The sequence below is a fragment of the Amycolatopsis sp. lyj-346 genome, assembly GCF_046548975.1.
GTDB lineage: Bacteria > Actinomycetota > Actinomycetes > Mycobacteriales > Pseudonocardiaceae > Amycolatopsis.
This window is the reverse complement of sequence record NZ_JAJPWT010000009.1, coordinates 34,594-60,408: the sequence shown is the minus strand read 5'-3', so window position 1 is coordinate 60,408 and position 25,815 is coordinate 34,594. Positions and strand designations below refer to the sequence as shown.

Below are 25,815 nucleotides of genomic sequence, written 5' to 3'. Positions count from 1 at the left end.
CGACGAAGACCCGTTGCGGTGGCACGGTTTCTGCTCGCCCGGCTCGCGTCGGCGGTCCGGCGCGCGCTACCCCCGCAGGTCCGCGATCAGTTCCTCGGCGGCGGCGAACGGGTCGAGCTCCCGCGCCACGACCCGCTCGGCGACCCCGGCGAGCCGCCCCCCGCCGCGCAGGTCCACGAGCTCGGCCCGCAACCGCCGGAGCGCGATGGCCTCGACCTCGTCGCGCGCCCGGGCCACCCGGCGCCGGGCCAGCTCGTCGTGGCCGACCAGCCAGTCGTGGTGCGCGGCCAGCGCTTGCACGACCTCGCCGACCCCCTCGCCCTTCGCCGCGACGGTCCGCACGATCGGCTGGCGCCAGCTCGGCCCCCGGATTTCCCGGCGCGCCAGGGAGATCATCTGCTTGAGGTCGTGCACCGTGGCGTCGGCGCCCTCGCGGTCCGCCTTGTTCACGACGAAGACGTCGGCGATCTCCAGCACGCCGGCCTTCGCGGCCTGGATGCCGTCGCCCATGCCCGGGGCGAGCAGCACCACCGTGGTGTCGGCCAGTTTCACAACGTCCACTTCGGACTGCCCGACGCCGACGGTCTCGATCAGGACGACGTCGAAACCGGCCGCGTCCAGGACGCGCACCGCCTGCGGGGTCGCCCACGAGAGCCCGCCGAGGTGCCCGCGCGTGGCCATCGAGCGGATGAACACGCCGGGATCGGTGGCGTGCTCGGTCATCCGGATCCGGTCGCCGAGCAGTGCCCCGCCCGAAAACGGCGAAGACGGGTCGATGGCGAGGACCCCGACCCGCTTGCCCTCCGCGCGCAACGCGGTGAGCAGCGCCGAGGTCGAAGTCGACTTGCCGACGCCGGGTGGTCCGGTGAGCCCGACGACCCGGGCCCGCCCGGTGTGCGGGGTCAGTGCCCGCGCGATTTCGGCGACGCGGGGGTGGGCGTCCTCGACGAGCGACAGCAGCCGCGCGACGGCACGGGGGTGTCCGTCCCGCGCGCGGCCGACCAGGTCGTCGAGGTCGAGTGCACTGGCCACTTACGCGGACGGAACCCGCAGCAGCAGGGCGTCGCCCTGGCCGCCGCCACCGCACAGCGCGGCCGCGCCGAGCCCGCCGCCGCGGCGGCGCAGCTCGTGGATCAGGTGCACGGCGAGCCGGGCACCGGAGGCGCCGATCGGGTGGCCGAGGGCGATCGCGCCGCCGTTGACGTTGACCTTCTCCGGGTCGAGGCCGAGCTTCTCGGTGGAGACGAGCCCGACCGCGGCGAAGGCCTCGTTGATCTCGACGAGGTCGAGCGCGTCGGCGGCAAGGCCGGCCTTCGCCAGCGCGGCGAGGATGGCGTTCGACGGCTGCTCGTGCAGGCTCGCGTCGGGCCCGGCGACGACACCGTGCGCACCGATCTCGGCGAGCGGGGTGAGGCCGAGCTCCTCGGCCTTCGCCTTGCTGGCCACGACGACCGCGGCGGCGCCGTCGGAGATCTGCGAGGCCGAGCCCGCGGTGATGGTGCCGTCGGAGGCGAAGGCGGGACGCAGCTTGGCGAGGCCTTCGGCGGTGGTGTCGGCGCGGACGCCCTCGTCGGTGTCGAAGACGACCGGGTCGCCCTTGCGCTGCGGGATGGCGACCGGAGCGATCTCGTCGGCGAAGTAGCCGTTCTTGATCGCCTCGGCGGCGCGCTGGTGGGAGCGGGCGGAGAAGGCGTCCTGCTGCTCGCGGGTGATGCCGTAGCGGGAGTTGTACTTCTCCGTCGAAGAGCCCATGGCGACCTGGTCGAAGGCGCAGAAGAGACCGTCGTAGGCCATGTGGTCGACGAGGGTGGTGTCGCCGTACTTGAAGCCGGAGCGCGACTTGGGCAGCAGGTGCGGTGCCTGGGTCATCGACTCCTGGCCGCCGGCGACGACGAGGTCGAACTCGCCGGCGCGGATGAGCTGGTCGGCGAGCGCGATGGCGTCGAGGCCGGAGAGGCAGACCTTGTTGATCGTCAGCGCGGGCACGCTCATCGGAATGCCCGCGGCGACGGCGGCCTGGCGGGCCGGGATCTGGCCGGCGCCGGCGGTCAGGACCTGGCCCATGATCGTGTACTGCACCGCGTCCGGGGAGACCCCGGCGCGTTCGAGGGCCGCCTTGATCGCGACCCCGCCCAGCTGAGCTCCCGTGAAGTCCTTGAGGGAGCCCAGCAGGCGCCCGATCGGCGTACGGGCGGCACCCAGGATCACGGAACCGGACACGGCGTCCTCCAAGCATCGGCGCATGGGCAGTTTTCCCGACCATACCCGGGAGCAGGGCTTCTTGATGGAGCCAGTGTGAGGCGGGGCACGCGACGATTCCGCCTCGCCGCGGCGCGCGGGCCCCCTATCCTGCCTCCATGAATGACGCCCTGCAGCCGTTCGTGACGGCCATCGACCACGTCGGCATCGCGGTCCCGGACCTGGACGCGGCCATCGAGTTCCACCGCGCGCACTTCGGCCTGGAGGTCGCGCACGAGGAGGTGAACGAGGAGCAGGGGGTGCGCGAGGCCATGCTCCGCGCACCGGGCACGGCGGGCACGGAGACGCAGATCCAGCTGCTGGCCCCGCTGCGCGAAGACTCGGCGATCGGCAAGTTCCTGTCCAAGAGCGGCCCGGGGCTGCAGCAGCTGGCGTACCGCGTGTCCGATGTGGACGCCGCAGCGGCGGCCCTGCGGGAAAAGGGCCTGCGCATGCTGTACGAGGAGGCGAAGAGGGGCACATCGAACAGCCGGGTGAACTTCGTCCACCCGAAGGACGCGGGCGGCGTCCTGGTGGAACTGGTGGAGCCGGCCAAGAACGCGGCGGCGCACTGAGCCCGGCCACCTCGTTCCGGCACAAGGATTCCGCGCACCGCTCCGGCACTGAGCCACACACCGGCGGCAAGAGCCGGACAGGCGGCCAGCCGGCGCGGCCGAGAGCAAGGCAGGGCGGCCGGTCGGCGCGCGGCTGAAAGGCCAGACAGGCAGGCGGGCGGCCGGCGCGGGGGCCGAAAGCCGGGCAAGCGGATGCCCGGCGCGCAGCCGAGCCGGACAGCAGCCGGCCGGCGTGCGGCCGAGAGCCCGGCGGCCGGCGAGCACACCGGCGGGCGCCGACACGTCGGCGGAGGCCGGGTGGGCCTGCCCGGCCACAGCGCCCGTCGGCCGAGGGCCGCCGGGGGCGCAGGCGCGCCCGGCTCGCCCAAGCGCGCCCGCCCTGCCGAGCGCGCCCAGCTGGCCGAGCGGTCGCACTCCGACAAGCCGTCGCGGCTCGGCGAAACCCATGCGCCCCCCGCCAAGCCGGCCCAGCCCGCGGCCAAGCGCGCAGCCAAGCCAGCCAGGCCGGCGGCCAGGCCAAACCGGCGCAGCCCGCCAACCGAGCACGCCCGCCCCAGTCACGCCAGCGCAGCCCGGCCACGCAGGCGACCCCGCAGACCACCAGCCAGCCAAGCCGCAGCCCGGCCAAGCCAGCGCGGCCAGGCCAAGCCAGCGCCGCCCGGTCACGCAGGCGACCCCGCAGACCACCAGCCAGCCAAGCCGCAGCCTGGCTAAGCGGGCGCGGCCTTGGAGGCCAAAGCGTCGGCGATGAACGTCAGCTCGCCGTCGAACTCTGCGGGGAGGTCGTCTTCCGAATGGCGGGCCGTTGCGTGGCGGTGGCTGACCGCCCGGGCCAGCAGGCCCGAGGCTCGGTCCACGTCGGCCGTCGGCAGACCACCTCCTGTTGCGGCCACGATCACCGCCCGGACCTGGCGGACCAGGATCTGGAAACGGTCGTGGAGGGCGTCGCGGACCACGTGGTGCGTGTCGGCTTCGCGCCACAGCAGGTGGGACAAGCCCAACGATCGGCTGAAGCGGTGGTCCAGCTCGCGGACCAGGCGGCGCAGGCTGCCCACCAGGTCGCCCGGGACCACGACCACCGCCGGCTCGATGCGCTCGTCGGGCAGGCGCTCGACGAGCGCCGTGAGCAGGTCCGACTTGTGGCGGAAGTAGTAGTGGACCAGCCCCTTCGGCACCCCGGCCTGCTCCGCGATGCGGGACGTCGGGGTGGCGTCGAAGCCGGACTCGGCGAAGAGCGCCTCGGCGGCGCAGAGGATGCGCTCCTTCGCCGAATCCTCGGTCATTCCCGTGCCTCCTGCGTCGTCAGTGCTGCCCGGCCGTGCGGTGCACGGCGTTCGCGACCGGCATCGCTGCCGCGCCGGCGATGACCGTCAGCACCCCGGCGATCCAGGACGTCCAGGATGCGCCGTTGAACTCCGTGTACCCCATCACCCACGGCGCGATGAAGAGCAGCACGCCGAGCGCGATCTGGATGCCTTCGCCGTAGACCATGCCCGGCATCGCCAGCGAAACCAGGCCGTCGAGTGCGATCAGTGCGCCCAAGACGACCATCGTCCACATCGCGGTCGTGTCCGTGCTCAGCCAAAGGGGTGAAAGCGCGGCGACCACCCCGATGACGACCTCGGCCCAGTCGTGCGGCCGGGACCACGCGCGCGTAGAGACTTCACTCATTCGTGCTCACCTCCGTCGGTGAAACTGCTGGTCGGGTGGGTGTACCCGACATCGATGATCCGCTTGACTGGCCAACCGGTCAAGGTAAGCCGGTCACAGTTCGACGTGTAATCGTGCTGTCCGTCTCGTACAGTTGTGGGCGCGTGTTACCGGCGAGTAATTTCTGCCGCCAACGCCCCCCATCTCCGCGGAGGAACCGATGACGCAGCTCGGCGAGATCCAGCAGGCCATTCTGACCGGCGAATCCGCCGCGGTCGGCTCGTTGCCCGTGCCCGAGAGCTACCGCGGGGTCACCGTGCACGCCGACGAGGTCGACATGTTCGAGGGCCTCGAGAGCCGGGACAAGGATCCGCGCAAGTCGCTGCACGTCGACGACGTGCCCGTGCCCGAACTGGGCCCGGGTGAGGCGCTGGTCGCGGTGATGGCGAGCGCCATCAACTACAACACCGTGTGGACGTCGATCTTCGAGCCGATCCCCACGTTCAAGTTCCTCAAGAAGTACGGGAAGCTCTCGCCGCTGGCCAAGCGGCACGACCTGCCGTACCACGTCGTCGGCTCGGACCTGTCCGGCGTCGTGCTCCGGACCGGCGTCGGGGTGCACAACTGGAAGCCGGGCGACGAGGTCGTCGCGCACTGCCTGAACGTCGAGCTGGAGAGCCCCGACGGGCACAACGACACGATGCTCGACACCGAGCAGCGGATCTGGGGCTTCGAGACCAACTTCGGCGGCCTCGCCGAGATCGCGCTGGTCAAGGCCAACCAGCTGATGCCGAAGCCGGACCACCTGACCTGGGAAGAGGCCGCCTCGCCCGGTCTGGTCAACTCGACCGCCTACCGCCAGCTCGTCTCGCGCAACGGCGCGGACATGAAGCAGGGCGACGTCGTCCTGATCTGGGGCGCTTCGGGCGGCCTCGGCTCCTACGCGACGCAGTACGCGCTGAACGGCGGCGCCATCCCCGTGTGCGTCGTGTCCAGCCCGGAAAAGGCGGCGATCTGCCGGAAGCTCGGCGCCGAGCTGATCATCGACCGCAACGCCGAGGGCTACAAGTTCTGGAAGAACGACGCCGAGCAGGACCCGAAGGAGTGGCAGCGCTTCGGGGCGAAGATCCGGGAGCTGACCGGCGGCGAGGACCCGGACATCGTGTTCGAGCACCCGGGCCGGGAGACCTTCGGCGCGTCCGTCTACGCCGCGCGCAAGGGCGGCACGATCGTCACGTGCGCTTCGACGTCGGGGTTCATGCACCAGTACGACAACCGCTACCTGTGGATGAACCTGAAGCGGATCATCGGCTCCCACTTCGCGAACTACCGCGAATCGTGGGAGGCGAACCGGCTGATCGCGAAGGGGCTGATCCACCCGACGCTGTCGAAGACCTACGCGCTCGAGGAGACCGGGCAGGCCGCGCTGGACGTGCACCGCAACGCCCACCAGGGCAAGGTCGGCGTGCTCGCGCTCGCCCCGCAGGAAGGCCTCGGCGTCCGCGACGAAGAGAAGCGCGCGAAGCACCTCGAGGGCATCAACGCGTTCCGCGGCGCCTGAGCCACGGCGACGCGCGACGCCGCCGGGAGCCGCCGGGCTCCCGGCGGCGGGAATCCCCGGGAAACCGCCGGAATCCGGCGCTTCCTTTCGCCGCGGCAGACGGCGCGTTCGGCGCAGGGCCCGGGTGCTCACCCTTCCGTGACCCGGCTGCGGCTACGGTAGGCCCCATGAGCCTTGGCGATGAACGGGAGCTTGTGCCGCTGGGAGCCGGCTTCGACGTGGCGAAGCGCGGGTACAGCCGAGCACAGGTCGACGAGCACCTCGAACGGCTGGACGCCGATCTGAAGATGCTCACCGCGGATCGGGACGCCGCCATCGCGCAGGCGGGGGACCTCGCCCGCCAGCTGGAGATCGCGCGCGGCGAAATCGCGGACCTGCGCGGGCAGGTCGACCGGCTCGCCCAGCCGCCGACGAGCGTCGAAGGCCTGTCCGAACGGCTGCAGCGCATGTTGCGCCTGGCGCAGGACGAATCCGCCGACACCCGCGCCCGCGCCGAAGCCGAGGCCGGGCACATCCGGGCGAAGGCCGAGACGGATGCCAGCGCCATGCGTGCGCGCTACGAGCAGCTGCTCAACGAGCTCGATCTGCGCCGCAAGGAGATGGAGGCGGAGCACCGCAAGGTCCTCGAAGACGCCCGGGCGCAGGCCAAGAAGATCACCGACGAGGCCGAAGCCGAGCGCAAGCGGCTCGACACCGAGTCCCAGGACCGCCGCACCAAGGTCGAAGAGGACTTCGAGATCGCGATGGCCTCGCGCCGCACCGAGGCGATGCGGGTGCTGGCCGAGCAGGAGGCGGCGAGCAAGGCCGAAGCCGCGCGGCGCGTCCAGGAGGCCACGCAGGACGCCGCCGACATCCGCGCGAAGGTCCTCGAAGAAGAGAAGGCCGCGAAAGCCGGCATCGACCGCCGTCAGCGGGAGTCGGTCGCGGAGGCGAACAAGCGCCGTCAGGACTCGATCACCGAGGCCAACGCCCGGCTCGCGGAGGCCGCCGACGAGGCACGGCGCCGCGTGACGTCGGCCACCGAGGAGTCGAACCGGCGGATCACCCAGGCGAACGAGCGGGTCGACGCGCTGCGGAAGGTGCGCGGCGGGCTGGCCGAGCAGGTGCGCGCGGCGCGGGCGGTGCTGGCCGAGGCGCACACCGTCCTCGGCGACGACGTGAAGGTGCCCGCCGACGTCAAGGCCGACCTGGTGGCGGACAAGAAACCGGACGCCGTCGACGAAACCGAGCGGACGGTCCGGGTCACCGACATCGAAGAGACGATCCGGATCCGCGCCTCGGACGTGCCGAAGCCGAAGCCCGCGGCCAAGCCGGCCGCGAAGCCCGCAGCCAAGCCCACCTCCGCAGCGCCCTCCACAGTGCCCCCCGCAGCGTCCTCCAAAGCAGCGCCGAAGCCGGCTCCGCGGGCGAGCGGAGCGCAGAAAGCGACTGGCGAGTAACCTTCCACCCGACACGGGCGCGGACGAGCCTGCGCGGTCGGTACCGACCGGCTATCGTCCCTGCTCACGCGGGATCACCTGGAGGTTTTGCGCATGGGTGCGGCATATCGGACCGTGGTGGTGGGCACGGACGGCTCGGAGTCTTCGTTCGCGGCGGTGGACCGCGCGGCGGCGGTGGCCGGCGACGCCGGCGCCACACTCGTCATCGCGTGTGCGTTCTACCCGGCGAGCCAGTCCGACGTCGACAAGGCCCAGGACGTCCTCGGCGAAGAGGCGTACCAGGTCGTCGGCTCGGCCCCGGCCGAAGACACCCTGCAGTCCGCGCGGGACCGGGCGGCGCGCGCGGGCGCCGAGAAGATCGACACGGTCGCGGTCAAGGGCGACCCGGTCGACTCGCTGCGCAAGGTGGTCAAGGAGCGCGAGGCCGACCTGCTGGTGGTCGGCAACCGCGGGCTGAACACGATCGCCGGCCGGATCCTGGGCTCGGTGCCGTCCGAGGTGGCTCGCAAGTCCGGCGTGGACGTGCTGATCGTCCACACGACCTGACGTGCCCGATCCGAGCGAGGAACTGCAGCAGCGGCTCGAACGCGTCCTGCTCGGCGGCAGGCGGAAGTACACCCGGCTCGAAGTGGCGGAAAAGGCCGGCGTGCCCGAAGAGCGGTCACGCCGGCTCTGGCGCGCGCTGGGGTTCGCGACCGTGCGCGACGACGAGGTCGTCTTCACCGACGCGGACGTCGAGGCGATGCGGACCGCCGACCAGCTGGTGCAGTCGGGGCTGATCGACCCGAGCATCGAGGTCTCGGTGACGCGCGCACTCGGCCAGCACCTGTCGCGGCTGGCCGAGTGGCAGGTCGACATGCTGTGGCAGCTGATCAGGGAGCAACCGGAGCTGGGCCGCAGCGAGCGCCAGGTGACGCGCCTGGTCGACCGGTTGCTGCCGGAGCTGGAGCAGGTGCAGAACTTCGTCTGGCGACGGCACCTGGCGGCGTACGCGGGGCGGGCGTTCGCGGCGCCGGAGGAACACCTGGAAACCCGCACCGTGGTCGGGTTCGTCGACATGGTGGGCTACACCCGCTTGACGCGCCAGATCGGCGAGGACGAGCTGAGCCGGGTGCTCGACGCGTTCGAGACCCTGGCCACGGAGGTGATCGCCGAGCACCACGGCCGCGTGGTGAAGATGATCGGCGACGAGGTCCTGTTCGTGGCGGACGCCTCGGTCGACGCGGCGGAGATAGCCCTGACGCTGACCGAGCGCACGTCGGCGGACGAGACGTTGCCGTCGGTCCGCGCGGGCATGGCCTCGGGCCGGATCCTGTCGCGGTTCGGCGACGTGTACGGCTCGGTGGTGAACCTGGCGGCCCGCCTGACCTCGGTGGCCCGTCCGGGCACGATCCTGGTCGACCGCGAGCTGGCCGCGGAGCTGGCGGAGGAGAAGGCGTACGACCTGCGTGCCCGCCGGCCGGTGACGGTCCGGGGCTACAACCGCCTCCGCCCGGCCGCGCTGCGCCGGGCGAGCGAGGCACCGACGGGCATGTTCGCGAGTTCCCAGCAGCTGGCCGCGGAGATGCTGGGCCTGGCGGACCCGTCGGCTCGGGTGCCCGCGGAACCGGAGACCGCGCCGGAGGACCAGGTGACGCAGACCCCGGAGCCGAGGCCCCGCCGCCGGCGACGCCGCAAACTTTGACCCGCGCGCCGGCACAGCCCCCGCCAGCACAGCCCCCGCCAGCACAGCCCCCGCCAGCACAGCCCCCGCCAGCACAGCCCCCGCCAGCACAGCCCCCGCCAGCACAGCCCCCGCCAGCACAGCCCCCGCCAGCACAGCCCCCGCCACTCCCAGGGGGGCGTCCCCAGGTCCATTCTATCGGCGCCGGTCGGCTGGACTCGCCGGAAAGCCTCGGCCGGCCCCGGTAGTCCACAACCGGACGGCCTTGTGGACTACCGGTTCGCGTGTCGAACGGCTCAGGCGTCGAAGTCGACCGTGAGGGTCTCCGAGACCGGGTACGACTGGCACGTCAGGACGAAACCCGCCTCGACCTCCGCCTGCTCCAGTGCGAAGTTGCGGCGCAGGTCCACCTTTCCCTCGGTGACGCGAGCCCGGCACGTTCCGCACACGCCGCCCTTGCAGGCGAACGGCAGGTCCGGGCGGAACTTCTGGGCGCCGTCCAGCACCGACGTCGAGCGCGGCAACGTCATCGGGGTCGATCGGCCGTCCAGGACCACTGACACCTCCGAGGACTCGCCCGCCACCGCCGGGTCGAGGTGCTCCACCGGGGCCGGGGGCGTGTCCACGTAGAAGAGCTCCTGGTGGATCCGCTCGCGCGGCACGCCCAGCGACGCCAGCAGCTCCTGCGCGCCCGACACCAGCTCGAACGGGCCGCACAGCCACCAGTGGTCCACGGACTCCACCGGCACCAAGGTGGAGAACAGCGTGCGCAGCTTCGGGACGTCCAAGCGGCCCGTGAACAGCTCCGCCTCGCGGGGCTCGCGGGAAAGCACGTGGATCAGCTCGAGCCGCGAAGGTGCGCTGTCCTTCAGGTCCGCCAGCTCGTCCGCGAACATCACCGTGTCCGTGCGGCGGTTGCCGTACAGCACCGTCACCGTTGCCGTGGACGACCGCAGCAGCGAGGACACGATCGACAGCACCGGGGTGATGCCCGAGCCCGCCGCGATCAGGACGTGGTGGCCGCCCTCCGAGAGGTCCGGGGTGAACGAACCCGTCGGCGGGGCCACCTCGATCGTGTCGCCCGGGCGGACTTCGTTCACCAGCCACGACGAGAAGAACCCGTCCGGGACCAGGCGGACGCCCACCCGCGGCGCCGCGCCCGCCGGGGCGCAGATCGAGTACGACCGGCGCTCGTCACGGCCGTCGATCGAGCGCCGCAGCGTCAGGGACTGGCCCGGTTTGAACGCGTACTCGGCAGCCAGCGACGAGGGCACGTCGAACGTCACCGCGACCGCGTCGTCGCACAGCCGCTCGACCCCGGCCACCTTCAGTTCGTGGAACCGCGCCACCTCAGATCTCCTTGACGTGTTCGAACGGCTCCAGGCACGTGCGGCAGCGCCGGAGCGCCTTGCACGCCGTCGCGCCGAAACGGGACTGCTCTTCGGTGTCCGCGGAACCGCAGTGCGGGCACGAGACGCGCGCGACCGGCGCCGACAGGGTCAGCGGGATCGGGCCCGACCGCCGCGGTGCCGCGCCCGGCGGCGCGATGCCGGCTGCGGCCAGCTTCTCCCGCCCCGCGGCGGAAATCCAATCCGACGTCCACGCCGGCGACAGCTGCGTCCGGATCTCGACGTCCGGATAGCCCGCCGAAACCAGGGCGTGCTCCAGGTCGTCGCGCATGGTGTCCATGGCCGGGCAACCCGTGTACGTCGGCGTGATCGCGACGACCACGCGCCCCTCGGCCTCGGACACCGAGCGCAGCACGCCCAGGTCCGCCAGGGTCAGCATCGGCAGCTCGGGGTCGGTGACCGTGGCGGCCACCGCGGCCGCGGTCACCACTTCGCGTCCGGCATCGCCCGGGCCACGCTCTGCAGCTCCGCCAGCAGGAACCCCAGCTGCTCGGTGTGGACGCCGTCGCGGCCCGTCCGGCCCGACACGCCCGCCAGCTCGCCGGCCGACGGCACCGAAAGCGTCGCGGCGGACAACGCCTGGTCGAGAACAAGATCGAACTCCGGCCGCAGGGTCGCCGCGTCGACGAACTCCGTGGCGTGCGTGCGGAACAGCTCCCCCACGTACGGCCAGACCGCGTCCAGGCCTTCCTGCATCCGCGAATGCGACAGCGGCGTTCCGTCGCCGAGGCGGACCAGCCACTGCGCCGCGTAGTCGCGGTGGTAGGTCAGCTCCTTGACGCCCTTGTCCGCGATCGCCGCCAGTACCGGGTCCACGGACGACTCCAGCTGCTGGAACAGCGCCAGCCGCCACGTCGAGAACACGAACAGCCGCGCGATCAGGTGGCCGAAGTGCCCGCCGCCCAGCTCCGCCAGCCGGACGTTGCGGAACTCGTTCTCGGGGCGCTGGAACGCGAACGAGTCCTCCGAGCGGCCGGTTCCGTCGGCCTTGCCGGCGCGGGCGAGCAGCAGCCGGGCCTGCCCCAGCAGGTCCAGGGCGATGTTGGCGATCGCGACCTCGTCCTCGAGCTCGGGTGCGTTGGTGCACCACTCCTGGAGCCGGTGGGAGAAGATCAACGCATCGTCGCCCAGCATCAGGCAGTACGCGGCCAGCCGGGCACCGTCCACCCCGGACGGCACCGAAGTGTCCACTCCGGACAGCGGGTCCTCGAAGCCGGTGCCGAACGCCCAGCGCGCGTCGTTGTCCTCGGTGATGGCCTCGTACACGTTGTCGAAACTCATATGTGCGGCACCTCCTCGGGAATGTCGTAGAACGTCGGGTGCCGGTAGACCTTGTCGCCGCTGGGGGCGAAGAACGGGTCCTTCTCGTCCGGCGACGACGCCGTGATGTCCGCCGCGCGCACGACCCAGATCGACACGCCTTCGTTGCGGCGCGTGTAGAGGTCGCGCGCGTGGTGCAGCGCCATCTGGTCGTCGGCCGCGTGCAGCGATCCGACGTGCACGTGGTTCAGCCCGCGCTTGCCGCGGACGAACACCTCGTACAGCGGCCAGTCGTGCTTGATCGGCCCCGGCGCGGCGGGGACGCCCTCCAGCGGGACGGCGCCGTGGCCGCCTTCGGCCGTCAGGTCGCTCACTTGCGCTCCTTCTTCTCGGCGTGCGCGACGGCGGCTTCCCGCACCCACGCGCCGTCTTCGTGGGCGCGACGCCGGTGCGCGATCCGCGAAGCGTTGCAGGGCCCGTTGCCCTTCAGCACGTTCTTGAACTCGTCCCAGTCGACCGCGCCGAAGTCGTAGTGCCCGCGTTCGGCGTTCCAGCGCAGCTCGGGGTCCGGGAAGGTGACGCCCAGCGCCTCGGCCTGCGGCACCGACATGTCGACGAACCGCTGCCGCAGCTCGTCGTTGGTGTGCCGCTTGACCTTCCACGCCATCGACTGCGCGGTGTTGGGCGAATCGGCGTCCGGCGGGCCGAACATCATCAGCGACGGCCACCACCAGCGGTTGACGGACTCCTGGACCATTTCGCGCTGCTGGGAAGTGCCCTTCATCATCGTCATCAGCAGCTCGTAGCCCTGCCGCTGGTGGAAGGACTCCTCCTTGCAGATCCGGATCATCGCCCGCGCGTACGGCCCGTACGAAGACCGGCACAGCGGCACCTGGTTGCAGATCGCCGCGCCGTCGACCAGCCAGCCGATCACGCCGACGTCGGCGAAGGTCAGCGTCGGGTAGTTGAAGATCGACGAGTACTTCTGCTTACCGGTGATCAGCTTGTCGGTCAGGTCCGCCCGGTCCGCGCCCAACGTCGCCGCGGCCGAGTACAGGTAGAGGCCGTGGCCGGCTTCGTCCTGCACCTTGGCCAGCAGGATCGCCTTGCGCCGCAGCGACGGCGCCCGCGTGATCCAGTTGCCCTCGGGCTGCATCCCGATGATCTCCGAGTGCGCGTGCTGCGCGATCTGCCGGATCATCGTCTTGCGGTAGCCCTCGGGCACCCAGTCGCGCGGCTCGATCCGCTGGTCGCGCTCGATGGTGTGCTCGAAGTGTTCTTCCAGCGACACGGTGGCGGTCACGGCTGCTCCTTCGAAACCAGGGTCAGGACGTCGTACTTCGCGACGGACTCGCCCTCGGCGTTGGTGACGTCGGCGTCCCAGCGGACCTCGCCGTACTCCTGGTCGATCCGCGGGGTGATCTGCTTGGCGGTCAACGTCACCGTCAGCGAGTCGCCGACCTTCACCGGGGTGAGGAAGCGCAGGTTCTCCAAGCCGTAGTTGGCCAGCACCGGGCCCGGCTCGGGCGAGACGAACAGCCCCGCGGCGAACGAGACGACGAGGTAGCCGTGCGCGACGATCCCGCCGAACAGCGGGTTCGCGGCCGCCGCTTCGGGGTCGGTGTGCGCGTAGAACGTGTCGCCGGTGAACTCGGCGAAGTGGTCGATGTCCTCCTGGGTGACCGTGCGCGGCCCGGCGACGACGGAGTCGCCGATCTTCAGCTCCGCCAGGGACTTCCGGAACGGGTGGACGTCGCCCTCGGTACGCGGCGCGCCGGTGACCCAGCGGCCGGTGACGGCCGAAAGCACCGCGGGCGAGCCCTGCACGGCGGTGCGCTGCATGTGGTGCAGGACCCCGCGGATGCCGCCCATCTCCTCGCCGCCGCCCGCGCGGCCCGGGCCGCCGTGGACCAGCTGCGGCATCGGCGAGCCGTGCCCGGTGGACTCCTTGGCGTCGTCGGCGTCGAGCACCAGCAGCCGTCCGTGGAACGGCGCCGCGCCGAGCACGACCTCGCGCACGAACTCCTTGTCGGCGGACACGACCGACCCGGCCAGGCTGCCGCCACCGCGCGCGGCAAAGGCGACGACCTGCTCGGTGGAGGTGTACGGCATCAGCGTCGAGACCGGGCCGAACGCCTCGACCTCGTGCGGCTCGGAGCGCTCGGGGTCGGCCTTGAGCAGCACCGGAGAGATGAAGGCACCGCGCTCGGCGTCGGCGTCGACGACCTCGACGCGCTCCGGGTCGCCGAACACGACGCTGCCGGCGTCCAGCAGCGCCTTCAGCGACCGCCGGACCTCCTCGCGCTGCTCCAGGCTGGCCAGCGCACCCATCCGGACGCCTTCGGACGCCGGGTTGCCGACGGTCACCTTCGCGAGCCGCGCCGAAGCGGCTTCAGCAACGTCGTCAAGCAGGGCGGCCGGGACGAACGCGCGCCGGATCGCGGTGCACTTCTGCCCCGCCTTGACCGTCATTTCGGTGACGAGCTGCTTGACGAACAGGTCGAACTCCGTCGTGCCCTTGACCGCGTCCGGGCCGAGGATCGAGCAGTTCAGCGAGTCGGCCTCGGCGTTGAACCGCACCGAGTTCCGCACGATCGCCGGGTGCGCCCGCAGCTTCTGCGCCGTCGACGCCGAGCCGGTGAACGACACCAGGTCCTGCGCGGTGACGTGGTCGAGGAGGTCCCCGGCGCTGCCGGCGACGAACTGCAGCGAGCCTTCGGGCAGGATCCCGGACCCGATGATCAGCTCGGCCACGCGCGCGGTCAGGTACGCGGTCTGGCTGGCCGGCTTGACCAGGCTCGGGACGCCGGCCAGGAACGCCGGCGCGAACTTCTCCAGCGGCCCCCACACCGGGAAGTTGAACGCGTTGATCTGGACGGCGACGCCCCGCAGCGGGGTCGCGATGTGCTGCGCGACGAACGTGCCCCCACGCGAGAGCGGCTCGACGTTGCCCTCGACGTAGACGGTGTCGTTCGGCAGCTCGCGCTTGCCCTTCGAGGCGTAGCTGAACAGCACGCCGATGCCGCCGTCGATGTCGAACTTCGAGTCACCCAGGGTGGCACCGGTGCGAGCGGAGAGGGCGTACAGCTCGTCACGGTGCTCGCGCAGGTGGGAGGCCAGTGCCTTGAGCAGCGCCGCACGCTGGTGGAACGTCAGCTCCCGCAGCGCCGGGCCGCCGACGCGGCGGCCGTACTCGAGGGCGGCCGCGAAGTCGACCCCCGCCGACGAGATCCGGGCGACCTCCTCGCCGGTGGCCGCGTCGTGCAGCGGGACGCCTTCGTCCGCCGCCGTCTGCCACTCGCCCGAGACGTAGCTGCGCAGCAATGCCATCAGGTCCGACCCTCTCACCGAATTACCTACCGGACGTTCAGTTAATCGCATGGTAACCGCTGACCTCCGTGATCGGAAGGGGTGGACGCTTGACACCGCCCCGGCCACTGCCTTTACTGAGCGGCACCCCCAGGTGACCGTCCATTCGGTCAGTCCGCGGACGGAGAGCCGATGACCAACGCCGCGCACGCGATGTTCGCCGCCGACGAGGCTTCGCGCGCGCTGGGCATCGAGCTCGCCGAGGCGGGCGACGGCCGCGCCGTGGCGACCATGACCATCACGCCCGCGATGGTCAACGGCCACGACATCGCCCACGGCGGGTACGTCTTCCTGCTGGCCGACACGGCGTTCGCCTGCGCCTGCAACACCCACGGGCCGGTGACGGTCGCCGCGGGCGCCGAGATCTCCTTCGTCGCGGCCGGCCGGCTGGGCGACCACCTCGTCGCCACGGCCACCGAGCGCACCCGCTACGGCCGCAACGGCATCTACGACGTCACGGTGCACCGGGAGACCCCCGGCGGGCCCGAGGTCGTCGCCGAATTCCGCGGCCGCAGCCGCGTCCTCTCCGCGAAACGGGACCGACCATGATCGAGACGGACATCGGCGCGGACGAGCTGGCCGCGCTCCAGCTGGAACGTCTGCAGTGGACACTCCGGCACGCCTACGCGAACGTGCCCGCCTACACGCGGAAGTTCGACGAAGCCGGCGTCCACCCGGACGACTGCAAGGAACTGGGCGACCTGGCCGGGTTCCCGTTCACCACCAAGCAGGACCTGCGCGAGAACTACCCGTTCGGGATGTTCGCGGTGCCGCAGGAGCAGGTGCGGCGCATCCACGCCTCCAGCGGCACGACCGGCAAGGCCACCGTCGTCGGGTACACCGAGCAGGACATCGACACGTGGGCGACGGTGATGGCCCGGTCGATCCACGCGGCGGGCGGGCGGCCGGGGCACAAGGTGCACGTCGCCTACGGCTACGGCCTGTTCACCGGCGGGCTCGGCGCGCACTACGGCGCCGAGAAGCTGGGCTGCACGGTGATCCCGGCCTCGGGCGGGATGACCGCGCGGCAGGTCCAGCTGATCACCGACTTCCGGCCCGAGATCATCATGGTGACGCCGTCGTACATGCTGACGCTGCTCGACGAGTTCGAGCGCCAGGGCGTCGACCCGCGGTCGAGCTCGCTCAAGGTCGGCATCTTCGGCGCCGAGCCGTGGACCGAGCAGATGCGCGCCGAGATCGAGGAGCGGTTCGCCCTGGACGCCGTCGACATCTACGGGCTGTCGGAGGTGATGGGCCCGGGTGTCGCGCAGGAGTGCGTCGAGACGAAGGACGGCCTGCACATCTGGGAGGACCACTTCTACCCCGAGGTGATCGACCCGTATTCCGAGGAGGTCCTCGGCGGCGGCGAGACCGGCGAGCTGGTGTTCACGTCGCTGACCAAGCAGGCACTGCCGATCATCCGCTACCGCACCCGCGACCTCACGGCGCTGTCGCCCGGCACCGCGCGGCCGGCGTTCCGGCGGATGGCCAAGGTCACCGGCCGCACCGACGACCTGATCATCCTGCGCGGGGTCAACGTCTTCCCGACGCAGATCGAGGAGATCGTGCTGCGGACGGCCGGGCTGAGCCCGCACTTCCAGCTCGTCCGGTCCACGCGCGGCCGGCTCGACCACCTGACCGTGCGGGTAGAGGCGCGGCACGACGCTTCGGCCGCATCGCGGGAGCAAGCCGCCACTTCACTGGTGAACGGCGTGAAGGACGGGGTCGGCGTCACCGTGTCGGTGGAGGTCGTCGACCCGGACACCCTGGAGCGGTCGATGGGCAAGATGCGGCGGACCGTCGACCAGCGGGACAAGCCGTGACGGCGCCGCGGCGCGGGCGGCCCGGCTACGACCTCGAATCACTGCTGCAGGTGGCGGTGAAGCTGTTCAACGAGCGCGGCTACGACGGAACGAGCATGGAGGACCTCTCCCGCAAGCTCGGCATCACGAAGTCGGCGATCTACCACCACGTGCCCAGCAAGGAGGAACTGCTGCGGCTCGCGGTGGACCGGGCACTGGACGGGTTGTTCGAAGTGGCGTCGGAGACGGCTCGGCTCGACGGGCGCGCGATCGACCGCCTGGAGCACCTGGTGCGTGGCAGCGTGCTGGTGCTGGCGGACCGGCTGCCGTTCGTGACGCTGCTGCTGCGCGTGCGCGGCAACACGAAGGTCGAGCGCGCGGCGCTGGCCCGGCGGCGCGAGTTCGACCGGCTGGTGACCGACCTGGTGAAGCAGGCCGAAGCGGAGGGCGACGTCCGCCCGGACGTCGACCCGGCGGTGACCGCGCGGCTCGTGTTCGGGATGGTGAACTCGCTGATCGAGTGGTACAAGCCGCGCCGCGGTTCGGCGGCCGCCGAGGTGGCGGACGCGGTGTGCAAAGTGGCCTTCGAAGGGCTGCGCACCGGGTCGTGAGCGGTAACGCGGGTCAGCACCCTCTGTGCTGTCTCAGGACAAGCCGCGGCAGGGTTATTCCTCGGCGGTCTGCGGTGGACGGCCCGCCTGCCACAGCAGGGCTTCGCGCAGCTGGCCGATGAGCCGCTCGTCGTCCGCTTCGGACGGGTCGATGCCCAGCGGGATCCAGCGCTCGGACACCTTCTCGCCCCGGTCGTAACCGGAGATCACGATGCCCGAGTACGACAGGGACGCTTCGTCCGCGCAGTCGCCGTCCGGCAGGGGTTCGTCCGCTTCGAAGCCCTCGTCGAAGCTGACGTGGCGATGCTGCAGGCGGACGCTCACCCAACGCCCGGCCGGCCGGATCGGGGCGCCTTCTTCGTTCATCTGCTCCTACCCCCGGTCGCGGGCCTCTGCCGTCTCGTCGCATCCGGACGCCGGGAAGTTACCGGCGGGTTGTTCCGGTTGCGTAACGACAAAGGTTGACGTGAAACGCCTCTTGCCGCCAACGGAGTCACTCTTTTGACCATGGGTCAACTACTTGTTGACAGCGTGCCGATCCCCCGCGAGGCTGAGCGGATGACCAGTGGGACCCGGCCCCGGCGCCGCCGGCTCGAACCGGCCGAACGGCGCGCGGAGATCCTCGCCGCCGCCCGGCACCTGTTCGGGGCGGGCAGCTACGCCTCGGTGTCCACTTCGGACATCGCCGCGGCCGCCGGGGTGGCGCGCCCGCTGATCAACCACTACTTCGGCGGCAAGCGCGAGCTGTACCTGGAAGTGGTGCGGCAGCTGATGATCGTGCCCGCGCCGGTCACCGAGGCACTGCCGGACACCACGATGGAGCAGCGGCTGGCGATCGGCGTCGAACGGTGGATCGAGGTCGTGGACCGCAACCGCGACGCGTGGCTGACCGTGATCGGGCCGGAAGCGGCCGGGCGCGATCCCGAGATCGAGCGGATCATGCTGGAGGCCGACGAGATCGCCGCCGACCGGGTGCTGGAGGCCGCACTGATGACCGGCGTGACCGAGGGCCGCGAAGAACTGCGCGCGATGATCCGGTCGTTCGGCGGGATGCTGCGCGCGGCGTCGCGGGAGTGGCTGATCCGCGGCACGCTGGACCGCGTGGCGCTGCGCACCTTCCTCACCGATGCGCTCCTCAACCTGCTGAAGATCACCTACCCGGCGGTGCTTGCCGAGCGGCGCGGAAGCGGCGGGCGAACGCCGCCGGCGTCAGCCCGGTCCAGCGCTTGAACGCGTGGATGAAGCTCGACGCCTCGGCGTACCCGAGCCGGTAGGCGACGTCCTCGACCGACAGCACGCCGGTGTCGAGCAGCTCTTCGGCGAGCGTCTGGCGGACCTCGTCGACCAGTGCCCGGTAGCTCGTCCCCGCTTCGGCCAGGCGACGGCGCAGCGTGCGGGTGCTGAGCGCCAGCTGCCGGGCGATCTCGTCCATCCCGGCGTCGACACCGCCGAGCCGGACCAGGCGTTCCCGCACCTGCTGCGAAATACCCGAACGCTGACGGCGTCGCGCGACGAGCGCTTCGCACTGCGCGGCGCACAGGGCGACGGTCTGGTCGTTGGCCTGCGGCAGCGGCCGGCTCAGCAGCGCCGGGTCGAGCGTCGCCCGGCAGGCGTCGGCGCCGAAGCGCGGCCGCACGCCGAACGCGGCCAGGTACTCCTCCGGCGTGGACGTTTCGTGCCGGAAGCTCAGCTCGTCCAGCGCGATCCCGGGCAGGAGGTCGCGCATGACGGCGAAGATCGCGGCCAGGTCGCGCAGGACGAGGAACCGGGCGACGTCGGCGGGCACGCGGCTGTCGTCGAGCTCCAGGGTCAGCCGGTCGGCGCCGAGGACGACGTGCGGGATGCAGAACGCGAAGCTCAGGTCGAAGTAGCGGAGGGCGAACAGCATCGCGTCGCGCAACGTCGGGCTGCTGATGCAGGCGAAGCCGAAGATGCCGAAGGTGGTGACGCGGTAGCGGCGCCCGAGCTCCAGCGCCGTCGCGTCCGCACCGTCCAGACCGGCCAGTGCCCGGACGACGGCGAGCTCCTGGCGCGCGTCGACCTGAACCGAGGGGTCCGCGAGGAGCTCCGGCGTCAGGGTGGTTCCGGCGAGCAGTTCGCCCGCGGCCAGGCCGCGTTCGGCGGCGAACCGGGTCATCAGCTCGATGCTCGCGGTGCCGCGGGGGAAGTCCCAGTCCCCGACGGCGGGCGCGGCGAGCTCGGCCATGGCCGGAATTCTGGATCACGCCGGGAGAACGTGTCCAATCGAGGACCGGAACTGTCCTGGGTGATCGTTAGGGTGACGACGTGGAGACCTTGAGCCGACGAGCCCTGAACCGCGCCACGCTGGAGCGCCAGCTGCTGCTGCGCCGGGCGAAGATGTCCGCCTACGACGCGGTGGAGCACCTGGCCGGACTCCAGGCGCAGGCGCCGTTCCCGCCGTACTTCGCGTTGTGGTCGCGGCTGGAGGGGTTCCGGCCCGGCGAGCTGGCGGAGCTGCTCGAAAGCCGGCGCGTGGTGCGGATCGCGCTGATGCGCGGCACGGTCCACCTGGTGACGGCGGCGGACGCGCTGGCGTGGCGCCCGGTGGTCCAGCCGCTGTACGACCGGGACCTCAAGCAGAACGCCCAGCACGCGCGCGAGATAGCCGGTCTCGACCACGACGAGGTCGCCGAGGCGGCGCGGAAGCTGCTCCTCCGTGGCCCGATGCCGGGCACCGCGCTGGGCGCCGAGCTGGCGCAGCGCTGGCCCGACGTCCCCAAGGCCTCTCTGACACACCTGGCCCGGGCCCGGCTGCCGCTGGTGCAGACCCCACCGCGGGCGATCTGGGGCAAGGCCGGGCAGACGACGTACGCGTGCCTGGACGAATGGGTCGGTGCTCCCCTGTCACCGCCTTCGCCGTCGGAACTGATCGCGCGGTACCTGCGCGCGTTCGGGCCCGCCACGGTGGCGGACGTGCAGACGTGGGCGGGCATCACCCGCCTGGGCGAGGTGGCCGCCGGGATGGACCTGCGCCGCTACCGCGACGAGGACGGCCGCGAGCTGCTGGACCTGCCGGAGCTGACGCTGCCGGGTGCGGACGTCCCGGCGCCACCGCGGCTGCTGGGACCGTTCGACCAGATGATCCTCTCGTACGCGGACCGGACACGGGTGATTTCGGACGCGTACCGCAAGCGCGTGATCTCGCCGAACGGCCTGGCCAAGGGCGCGTTGCTGGTCGACGGGCAGGTGCGGGGCGTCTGGGACGTCAAGGCGTCCCGCAAGGCGGCGGTGATCGAGCTGTCGCCGTTCGAGAAGCTGCCGAAGCGGGACCTGGCGACGCTGGAGAGCTCGGCGGGCCGGCTGGTGCAGTGGGCGGAGGCGGCCGCGGAGACGCACGAGGTCCGCGTCCGGCCGCCAGAGTGAGCTGGCCGGAAATCTCGATTGAGTGACCGTTCGTGGCCTGTTGTCACAGCCTTCCGGTGCGTAGCTTTTGCGGCATGACTGGTTCGGCGAAGGGGCCGTCGGTGCTGATCGTGGGCAGCGGGTTCGGCGGCATCGGGACGGCGATCGAGCTCAAGCGGGCGGGGTTCACCGATTTCACGATCCTGGAGAGCGCCGCCGAAGCCGGTGGTGTCTGGCGGGACAACACCTACCCCGGGGCCGCCTGTGACATCCCGTCGCCGTTGTACTCCTTCTCCTTCGAGCCCAACCCGCGGTGGCCGAAGCGGTTCTCGCACCAGCCCGACATCCTCGCCTACCTGCGGCGCGTCATCGCGAAGTACGGGCTCGAGCCGCACATCCGGTACCGGACCGAGGTCACCGGGGCCGCCTTCGACGAAGGTCGCGGCCTCTGGCGCGTCGAAACGAAGGGCGGGGAGAGCTTCGAGGCGAACGTCTTCGTGCCCGCCGTCGGACAGCTGTCGCGGCCGGTGCTGCCGGACATCCCGAACCGGGAAAGCTTCGCCGGGGACGCCTTCCACTCCGCGCGGTGGGACCACGGCGTCGAGCTGACCGGCAAGCGCGTCGCCGTGATCGGGACCGGGGCCAGCGCCGTGCAGTTCGTGCCCGAGCTGCGGAAACGCGCCCAGCACGTCACCGTCTTCCAGCGCACGCCGCCGTACGTCATGGCGAAGTCCGACCCGAGCTACCGGCGGTGGCAGCACTGGCTGTTCGAGCACCTGCCGCCGACCCAGCTGCTCGGCAGGCTGCGGATCTTCCTGCTCGCCGAGTACGCCACCTACGCGATGACGCGCCACCCCGTGCTGGCGAAGGTGTTCGAGCTGCGGACCGCCCAGCTGCGGCGGCGCCACATCGAGGACCCCGAGCTGCGGGCGAAGCTGAAGCCGGCGTACCCGCTGGGCTGCAAGCGGATCCTCTTCACCAACGACTACCTGCCCGCCCTCGCCCAGCCGGACGTCGACGTCGAGACGCGGCGGATCCGCGAGATCACCGAGAAGGGGGTGCGGGTCGAGGACGGGACGGAGATCGAGGCGGACGTCCTGATCTACGGCACCGGCTTCGCCGCGACGGACTTCCTCGGCCGGATGGCGGTGCGTGGCCTCGGCGGGCGGTCGCTCCAGGACGAGTGGTCCGGCGGCGCGCGGGCGTACCTGGGCATGACCGTGCCCGGCTTCCCCAACCTGTTCTGCGTCTACGGGCCCAACACGAACCTCGGCGCCGGGTCCATCATCTCCATGATCGAACGCCAGGCGCGCTACATCCGGCAGGCGGTGGAACGGCTCGCCCGGCCTGGCGTGTCCTATGTGGACGTGCGGCCGGAGGTCGAAGAGCGGTACGACCGGGAAGTGCAGCAGCGGCTGGGCCGCAGCGTGTGGAGCGCCTGCACGAGCTGGTACCGGCAGGCCGACGGCCGGGTGACGGCCAACTGGCCCGGCCTGGTCACCGAGTACGACCGCCGGACCCGGCGCTTCGACGTCGCCGACTACCGGGTGGCGGGCTGATGGACTACGACGTCCTGGTGATCGGCTCGGGGTTCGGCGGCAGCGTCACCGCGCTCCGGCTGACCGAGAAGGGCTACCGCGTCGGCGTGCTGGAGACCGGCCGCCGGTTCGCCGACCACGAGTTCGCGAAGACGTCCTGGCGGGTCCGGAAGTACCTGTGGGCTCCCGCGCTGCGCTGCTTCGGCATCCAGCGCCTGACGCTGCTGAAGAACACGTTCGTGATGAGCGGTTCCGGTGTCGGCGGCGGGTCGCTGGTGTACGCGAACACGCTGTACGAGCCTCCGGACGGCTTCTACGCCGACCCGCAGTGGGCGCACATCACCGACTGGAAGGCCGAACTGGCGCCGTACTACGACCAGGCGAAGCGGATGCTCGGCGTGGTCGAGAACCCGGCGACGACCGCCGCGGACCGGGTGCTGCGGGACGTCGCCGAAGACATGGGCGTCGGGCACACGTACCGGCGCACGCCGGTCGGCGTCTACTTCGGACAGTCCGGGGCAGACCCGTTCTTCGGCGGCGCGGGCCCGGCACGGCAGTCGTGCACGCTGTGCGGCGAGTGCATGACCGGCTGCCGGGTCGGGGCCAAGAACACGACCGTCAAGAACTACCTGTACCTGGCCGAGCGGGCGGGCGCGGTGGTGCACCCGCTGACGACGGCGGTGTCGGTGCGGCCGATCGACGGCGGCTACGCGGTCGGCACGCGACGGACCGGCGGCCGCGCGCGCCGGACGTTCACCGCGACGCAAGTCGTGTTCTCCGCGGCTTCCCTGGGCACCCAGCGCCTCCTGCACCGGATGCGCGACACCGGGACGCTGCCCGACCTGTCCCCGCGGCTGGGGCTGCTGGCCCGGACGAACTCCGAAGCCGTGCTGGCGGCCCGGTCGCTGCGGACGGACACGGACCACACGCGGGGCGTCGCGATCACGTCGTCGATCCACCCGGACGCGGTGACGCACGTGGAGCCGGTGCGGTACGGGCGCGGCAGCAACCTGCTGGGCCTGCTGGCGACGGTGCTGGTGGACGGGCAGCCCGGCCGACGGCGCTGGGTGCTGGGGCTGCGGGAGCTGTGGCGGTCCCGCCGCGACCTGCTGCGGATCCACAACCCGCGGCACTGGTCGGAGCGGATGATCGGGCTGCTGGTGATGCAGACGCTGGACAACTCCGTGACGACGTACACGAAACGCGGGCTGTTCGGCCGGCGCATGACGACCAGGCAGGGGGCGGGCGCCCCTTCGCCGGACTGGATCCCGGCCGGGCACGAGGTGACGCGCCGGGTGGCCGCGAAGATCGGCGGCCTGCCCCAGGGCGCCTGGACGGACCTGGCGAACATCCCGATCACGGGTCACTTCATCGGCGGCTGCGCGATCGGCGACTCCCCCGCCACCGGCGTGGTCGACCCGTACCAGCGGCTGTACGGCTACCCCGGCCTGCACGTGGTGGACGGCTCGGCGATCTCGGCGAACCTGGGCGTGAACCCGTCGCTGACGATCACCGCGCAGGCCGAGCGGGCGATGGCGTTCTGGCCGAACCACGGGGAGGCCGATCCGCGGCCGCCACTGGGTGAGCCGTACCGGCGCGTGACGGCGGTGGCGCCGGAGAACCCGGTGGTGCCGCCGGCGGCACCGGGTGCCCTGCGGCTGCCGTTGACGCCCCGCTGAGCGGGCCCTCCCGGACCGCGCCGCCGGGAGGACCGCTCAGCGCACGGTCACGGCAGGCCCGCGAGCCCGGCCGACACCGTGTTGGCGAACGCGTACCCCTGCGACGCGTCCCAGTTGATCGACCACGTCATCGCGCCGCGGATCGACGGGTACGTCGCCGGCGGCTTGAAGCTGCCGCACGACGTCCCCTTCGCCAGGCAGTTCAGCGCCGACACCGTGTTGGCGGGTGCCTGGTAGCCGCCGCCCGCCGCCTGCGGGGAGGCCGGGAGGCCGAGGCCGACCTGGTCCGCGCGCAGGCCGCCCTGCAGCTGGATGCAGGCCAGCGCCGTCAGGAAGTCGGCTGTCCCCTGCGCGTAGACGTTGCCGTTGCAGCCGTTCATCGAGCCGGAGTTGTAGTACTGCATGTTGACGATCGTCAGGATGTCCTTGATGTTCAGGGCCAGCTGAAAGTAGCCACCTGCGGTGGACTGCATGTCGATCGTCTGCGGCGCCATCGTGATGACCTTGCCGCCGCCGTTGTGGATGCTTCGCAGCGCCTGGCCCATGTACGTGGCGTTGATGCCGTTCTCCAGGTCGATGTCGACGCCGTCGAAGCCGTAGTTCGCGATCAGCGACTTGATGCTGTTCGCGAAGTTGGCGGCCGAGTTCGAGTCGCCGACGCTGATCGTGCCGTTCTGGCCGCCGACCGAGATGATCACCTTCTGGCCGCGTGCCTGCACGGTCTTGACGTCGGCCTTGAACTGCGCGTCCGTGTAGCCGCCGAGCTGCGAGGACAGGCCGGAGTCGAGCGTGAAGCCCACCGCGCCCGGCGTACCGGTGGCGTCCGCGAAGGACACCGCGATGATGTTGTACTTCGCCGGGACGTCGGCGAGCTTCAGCGCCTTGGCGCCGTTGTAGAAGTTCTGCCAGTAGCCCGTCAGGACGTGTTTCGGCAGGTCACCCTGGGTGGGCGGCGTCGTGGTCGTCGTCGGCGGGGTGGTGGTCGTCGGCGGCGTGGTCGAGGTGGTGGGCGTGGTCGGCGGTGTCGTCGGTGGGGTACCGGGGCCGTCGAGGCTGAGGTCGTCGGCGTAGTACGCCGGCTGGCCGTACCAGCCGTGCAGGTACACCGTCAGCGACGTGCTCGAGCCGGTCGTGAAGCTCAGCGACAGCTGCTGGTAGCCGCTGGTGCCGGGCGTCCAGGTGCTCGCCGAGGCCGAGCCCGAAGCACCCAGGTAGACGTAGCTGCCCTGGACCCAGGCCGACAGCTTGTACGCCGTGTTCGGCGAGACGGTGAGCGTCTGCGAGCACTGGGCGTTGTCCGACGACGACGGCGTCGCGTTCAGGGCGCGGCTCCCGCTGTGCACCGGCGTGCTCACCGCGGCCGGCGTGCCGGTGCACGTCCAGCCCGTGGTGCCGGCTTCGAACCCGGGATTGGCCAGGATGTTCGCCGCCGAGGCGCTGCCGGCGAGCACGAAAGTCACGCCCAGGCACAGCGCGACCACGGAAAGTAAGGAAAGCAGAGCGGAGCGGACCTTGGGGACCACGGGCGACCTCCACGACACTGGTGAGGCAGGTCACCACAAAGTGGACTAGACCAATCTGATTGTCAAGCGGCCCCATCCGAAAGTCGGGGTGGCGGAAACGGCAGAATGAGAGGATCCGATCCAGGGCTAAGCGGG

25 protein-coding genes and 1 pseudogene are annotated in these 25,815 nt (G+C 71.4%); 12 read left to right on the top strand and 14 right to left on the bottom strand.

What is annotated here, in order from left to right:
- Positions 1 to 66 precede the first annotated feature (66 nt).
- Together meaB and ACLJQE_RS25245 are read right to left on the bottom strand one after the other, a co-directional pair.
- Positions 67 to 1,032, bottom strand: a complete 966-nt coding sequence (gene meaB / locus ACLJQE_RS25250; protein ID WP_410641824.1) for a methylmalonyl Co-A mutase-associated GTPase MeaB — start codon at positions 1,030 to 1,032, stop codon at positions 67 to 69.
- The gene (locus ACLJQE_RS25245) at positions 1,033 to 2,220 is read right to left on the bottom strand and encodes an acetyl-CoA C-acetyltransferase (protein WP_410641823.1); all 1,188 of its coding nucleotides are present in this window, start codon (positions 2,218 to 2,220) and stop codon (positions 1,033 to 1,035) included. It abuts the gene before it with no gap.
- Positions 2,221 to 2,357: 137 nt separating this feature from the next.
- Between ACLJQE_RS25245 and mce the strand changes: the two genes are divergently transcribed.
- A complete protein-coding gene (mce, locus tag ACLJQE_RS25240; RefSeq protein WP_410641822.1) occupies positions 2,358 to 2,813 on the top strand; it encodes a methylmalonyl-CoA epimerase in 456 nt (151 codons plus the stop codon).
- Between the two features lie 710 nt (positions 2,814 to 3,523).
- On the opposite strand, the gene ACLJQE_RS25235 is transcribed toward mce, so the two are convergent.
- Together ACLJQE_RS25235 and ACLJQE_RS25230 are read right to left on the bottom strand one after the other, a co-directional pair.
- On the bottom strand, positions 3,524 to 4,096 hold the full coding sequence (locus ACLJQE_RS25235; protein WP_410641821.1) for a TetR/AcrR family transcriptional regulator: 573 nt from the start codon (positions 4,094 to 4,096) through the stop codon (positions 3,524 to 3,526).
- A 19-nt stretch (positions 4,097 to 4,115) separates the two neighbouring features.
- Entirely contained in the window at positions 4,116 to 4,484 is a 369-nt protein-coding gene (locus ACLJQE_RS25230; RefSeq protein ID WP_410641820.1) for an SPW repeat protein, read from the bottom strand.
- 199 nt (positions 4,485 to 4,683) lie between these two features.
- Between ACLJQE_RS25230 and ccrA the strand changes: the two genes are divergently transcribed.
- From ccrA to ACLJQE_RS25210, 4 genes are all read left to right on the top strand, one after another.
- Positions 4,684 to 6,024 carry a crotonyl-CoA carboxylase/reductase gene (gene ccrA / locus ACLJQE_RS25225; protein WP_410641819.1) on the top strand — a complete coding sequence of 447 codons (1,341 nt, stop codon included), beginning with the start codon at positions 4,684 to 4,686 and terminating at the stop codon, positions 6,022 to 6,024.
- A gap of 194 nt (positions 6,025 to 6,218) precedes the next feature.
- Entirely contained in the window at positions 6,219 to 7,463 is a 1,245-nt protein-coding gene (locus tag ACLJQE_RS25220; protein ID WP_410642117.1) for a chromosome segregation protein, read from the top strand.
- A 93-nt stretch (positions 7,464 to 7,556) separates the two neighbouring features.
- A complete protein-coding gene (locus ACLJQE_RS25215) occupies positions 7,557 to 8,009 on the top strand; it encodes a universal stress protein (protein WP_086838234.1) in 453 nt (150 codons plus the stop codon).
- 1 nt (position 8,010) lies between these two features.
- Positions 8,011 to 9,147, top strand: a complete 1,137-nt coding sequence (locus ACLJQE_RS25210; protein WP_410641818.1) for an adenylate/guanylate cyclase domain-containing protein — start codon at positions 8,011 to 8,013, stop codon at positions 9,145 to 9,147.
- Positions 9,148 to 9,171: 24 nt separating this feature from the next.
- Here the strand turns inward: ACLJQE_RS25210 and ACLJQE_RS25205 are convergent.
- The 7 genes and pseudogenes from ACLJQE_RS25205 to paaZ form a co-directional block, all read right to left on the bottom strand.
- A pseudogene (locus ACLJQE_RS25205) lies at positions 9,172 to 9,282 on the bottom strand (pentapeptide repeat-containing protein); the annotation flags it as partial.
- Positions 9,283 to 9,422: 140 nt separating this feature from the next.
- Positions 9,423 to 10,475 carry a 1,2-phenylacetyl-CoA epoxidase subunit PaaE gene (gene paaE / locus ACLJQE_RS25200; protein WP_410641817.1) on the bottom strand — a complete coding sequence of 351 codons (1,053 nt, stop codon included), beginning with the start codon at positions 10,473 to 10,475 and terminating at the stop codon, positions 9,423 to 9,425.
- 1 nt (position 10,476) lies between these two features.
- The gene (gene paaD, locus ACLJQE_RS25195) at positions 10,477 to 10,965 is read right to left on the bottom strand and encodes a 1,2-phenylacetyl-CoA epoxidase subunit PaaD (protein WP_410641816.1); all 489 of its coding nucleotides are present in this window, start codon (positions 10,963 to 10,965) and stop codon (positions 10,477 to 10,479) included.
- On the bottom strand, positions 10,959 to 11,816 hold the full coding sequence (gene paaC / locus ACLJQE_RS25190) for a 1,2-phenylacetyl-CoA epoxidase subunit PaaC (RefSeq protein WP_410641815.1): 858 nt from the start codon (positions 11,814 to 11,816) through the stop codon (positions 10,959 to 10,961). The genes paaD and paaC overlap by 7 nt, the downstream gene beginning before the upstream one ends.
- Positions 11,813 to 12,097 carry a 1,2-phenylacetyl-CoA epoxidase subunit PaaB gene (gene paaB, locus ACLJQE_RS25185; RefSeq protein ID WP_167384962.1) on the bottom strand — a complete coding sequence of 95 codons (285 nt, stop codon included), beginning with the start codon at positions 12,095 to 12,097 and terminating at the stop codon, positions 11,813 to 11,815. Before paaB ends, paaC begins: the two co-directional genes overlap by 4 nt.
- A gap of 68 nt (positions 12,098 to 12,165) precedes the next feature.
- Complete coding sequence (paaA, locus tag ACLJQE_RS25180; RefSeq protein ID WP_410641814.1) at positions 12,166 to 13,098, bottom strand: 1,2-phenylacetyl-CoA epoxidase subunit PaaA; 933 nt, start codon at positions 13,096 to 13,098, stop codon at positions 12,166 to 12,168.
- On the bottom strand, positions 13,095 to 15,125 hold the full coding sequence (paaZ, locus tag ACLJQE_RS25175; protein WP_410642116.1) for a phenylacetic acid degradation bifunctional protein PaaZ: 2,031 nt from the start codon (positions 15,123 to 15,125) through the stop codon (positions 13,095 to 13,097). The genes paaA and paaZ overlap by 4 nt, the downstream gene beginning before the upstream one ends.
- 171 nt (positions 15,126 to 15,296) lie before the next feature.
- Between paaZ and paaI the strand changes: the two genes are divergently transcribed.
- Genes paaI through ACLJQE_RS25160 form a run of 3 tightly spaced genes read left to right on the top strand, consistent with a single transcriptional unit; the run spans position 15,297 to position 17,577 of the window.
- Complete coding sequence (gene paaI / locus ACLJQE_RS25170) at positions 15,297 to 15,713, top strand: hydroxyphenylacetyl-CoA thioesterase PaaI (protein WP_410641813.1); 417 nt, start codon at positions 15,297 to 15,299, stop codon at positions 15,711 to 15,713.
- A complete protein-coding gene (paaK, locus tag ACLJQE_RS25165; protein ID WP_410641812.1) occupies positions 15,710 to 16,987 on the top strand; it encodes a phenylacetate--CoA ligase PaaK in 1,278 nt (425 codons plus the stop codon). Before paaI ends, paaK begins: the two co-directional genes overlap by 4 nt.
- Positions 16,984 to 17,577 (top strand): TetR/AcrR family transcriptional regulator, encoded by a 594-nt coding sequence (locus ACLJQE_RS25160; RefSeq protein ID WP_410641811.1) that lies wholly within the window; start codon positions 16,984 to 16,986, stop codon positions 17,575 to 17,577. The genes paaK and ACLJQE_RS25160 overlap by 4 nt, the downstream gene beginning before the upstream one ends.
- Positions 17,578 to 17,631: 54 nt before the next feature.
- Here the strand turns inward: ACLJQE_RS25160 and ACLJQE_RS25155 are convergent, their stop codons facing one another.
- Positions 17,632 to 17,943 carry a hypothetical protein gene (locus tag ACLJQE_RS25155; protein WP_410641810.1) on the bottom strand — a complete coding sequence of 104 codons (312 nt, stop codon included), beginning with the start codon at positions 17,941 to 17,943 and terminating at the stop codon, positions 17,632 to 17,634.
- 192 nt (positions 17,944 to 18,135) lie between these two features.
- Between ACLJQE_RS25155 and ACLJQE_RS25150 the strand changes: the two genes are divergently transcribed.
- Positions 18,136 to 18,807 (top strand): TetR/AcrR family transcriptional regulator, encoded by a 672-nt coding sequence (locus ACLJQE_RS25150; RefSeq protein WP_410641809.1) that lies wholly within the window; start codon positions 18,136 to 18,138, stop codon positions 18,805 to 18,807.
- On the opposite strand, the gene ACLJQE_RS25145 is transcribed toward ACLJQE_RS25150, so the two are convergent.
- Complete coding sequence (locus ACLJQE_RS25145) at positions 18,728 to 19,783, bottom strand: AraC family transcriptional regulator (protein ID WP_410641808.1); 1,056 nt, start codon at positions 19,781 to 19,783, stop codon at positions 18,728 to 18,730. The two genes, ACLJQE_RS25150 and ACLJQE_RS25145, sit on opposite strands and share 80 nt — an antisense overlap.
- An 80-nt stretch (positions 19,784 to 19,863) precedes the next feature.
- Here ACLJQE_RS25145 and ACLJQE_RS25140 point away from each other — a divergent pair, with 80 nt between their 5' ends.
- The 3 genes from ACLJQE_RS25140 to ACLJQE_RS25130 all read left to right on the top strand — a co-directional run bounded on the left by ACLJQE_RS25140 (position 19,864) and on the right by ACLJQE_RS25130 (position 24,157).
- Positions 19,864 to 20,961 carry a winged helix DNA-binding domain-containing protein gene (locus ACLJQE_RS25140; protein WP_410641807.1) on the top strand — a complete coding sequence of 366 codons (1,098 nt, stop codon included), beginning with the start codon at positions 19,864 to 19,866 and terminating at the stop codon, positions 20,959 to 20,961.
- Between the two features lie 74 nt (positions 20,962 to 21,035).
- Positions 21,036 to 22,499 (top strand): flavin-containing monooxygenase, encoded by a 1,464-nt coding sequence (locus ACLJQE_RS25135; protein ID WP_410641806.1) that lies wholly within the window; start codon positions 21,036 to 21,038, stop codon positions 22,497 to 22,499.
- On the top strand, positions 22,499 to 24,157 hold the full coding sequence (locus tag ACLJQE_RS25130) for a GMC oxidoreductase (RefSeq protein ID WP_410641805.1): 1,659 nt from the start codon (positions 22,499 to 22,501) through the stop codon (positions 24,155 to 24,157). The genes ACLJQE_RS25135 and ACLJQE_RS25130 overlap by 1 nt, the downstream gene beginning before the upstream one ends.
- Positions 24,158 to 24,204: 47 nt before the next feature.
- On the opposite strand, the gene ACLJQE_RS25125 is transcribed toward ACLJQE_RS25130, so the two are convergent.
- The gene (locus ACLJQE_RS25125; protein WP_410641804.1) at positions 24,205 to 25,680 is read right to left on the bottom strand and encodes a chitinase; all 1,476 of its coding nucleotides are present in this window, start codon (positions 25,678 to 25,680) and stop codon (positions 24,205 to 24,207) included.
- Positions 25,681 to 25,815 lie beyond the last annotated feature (135 nt).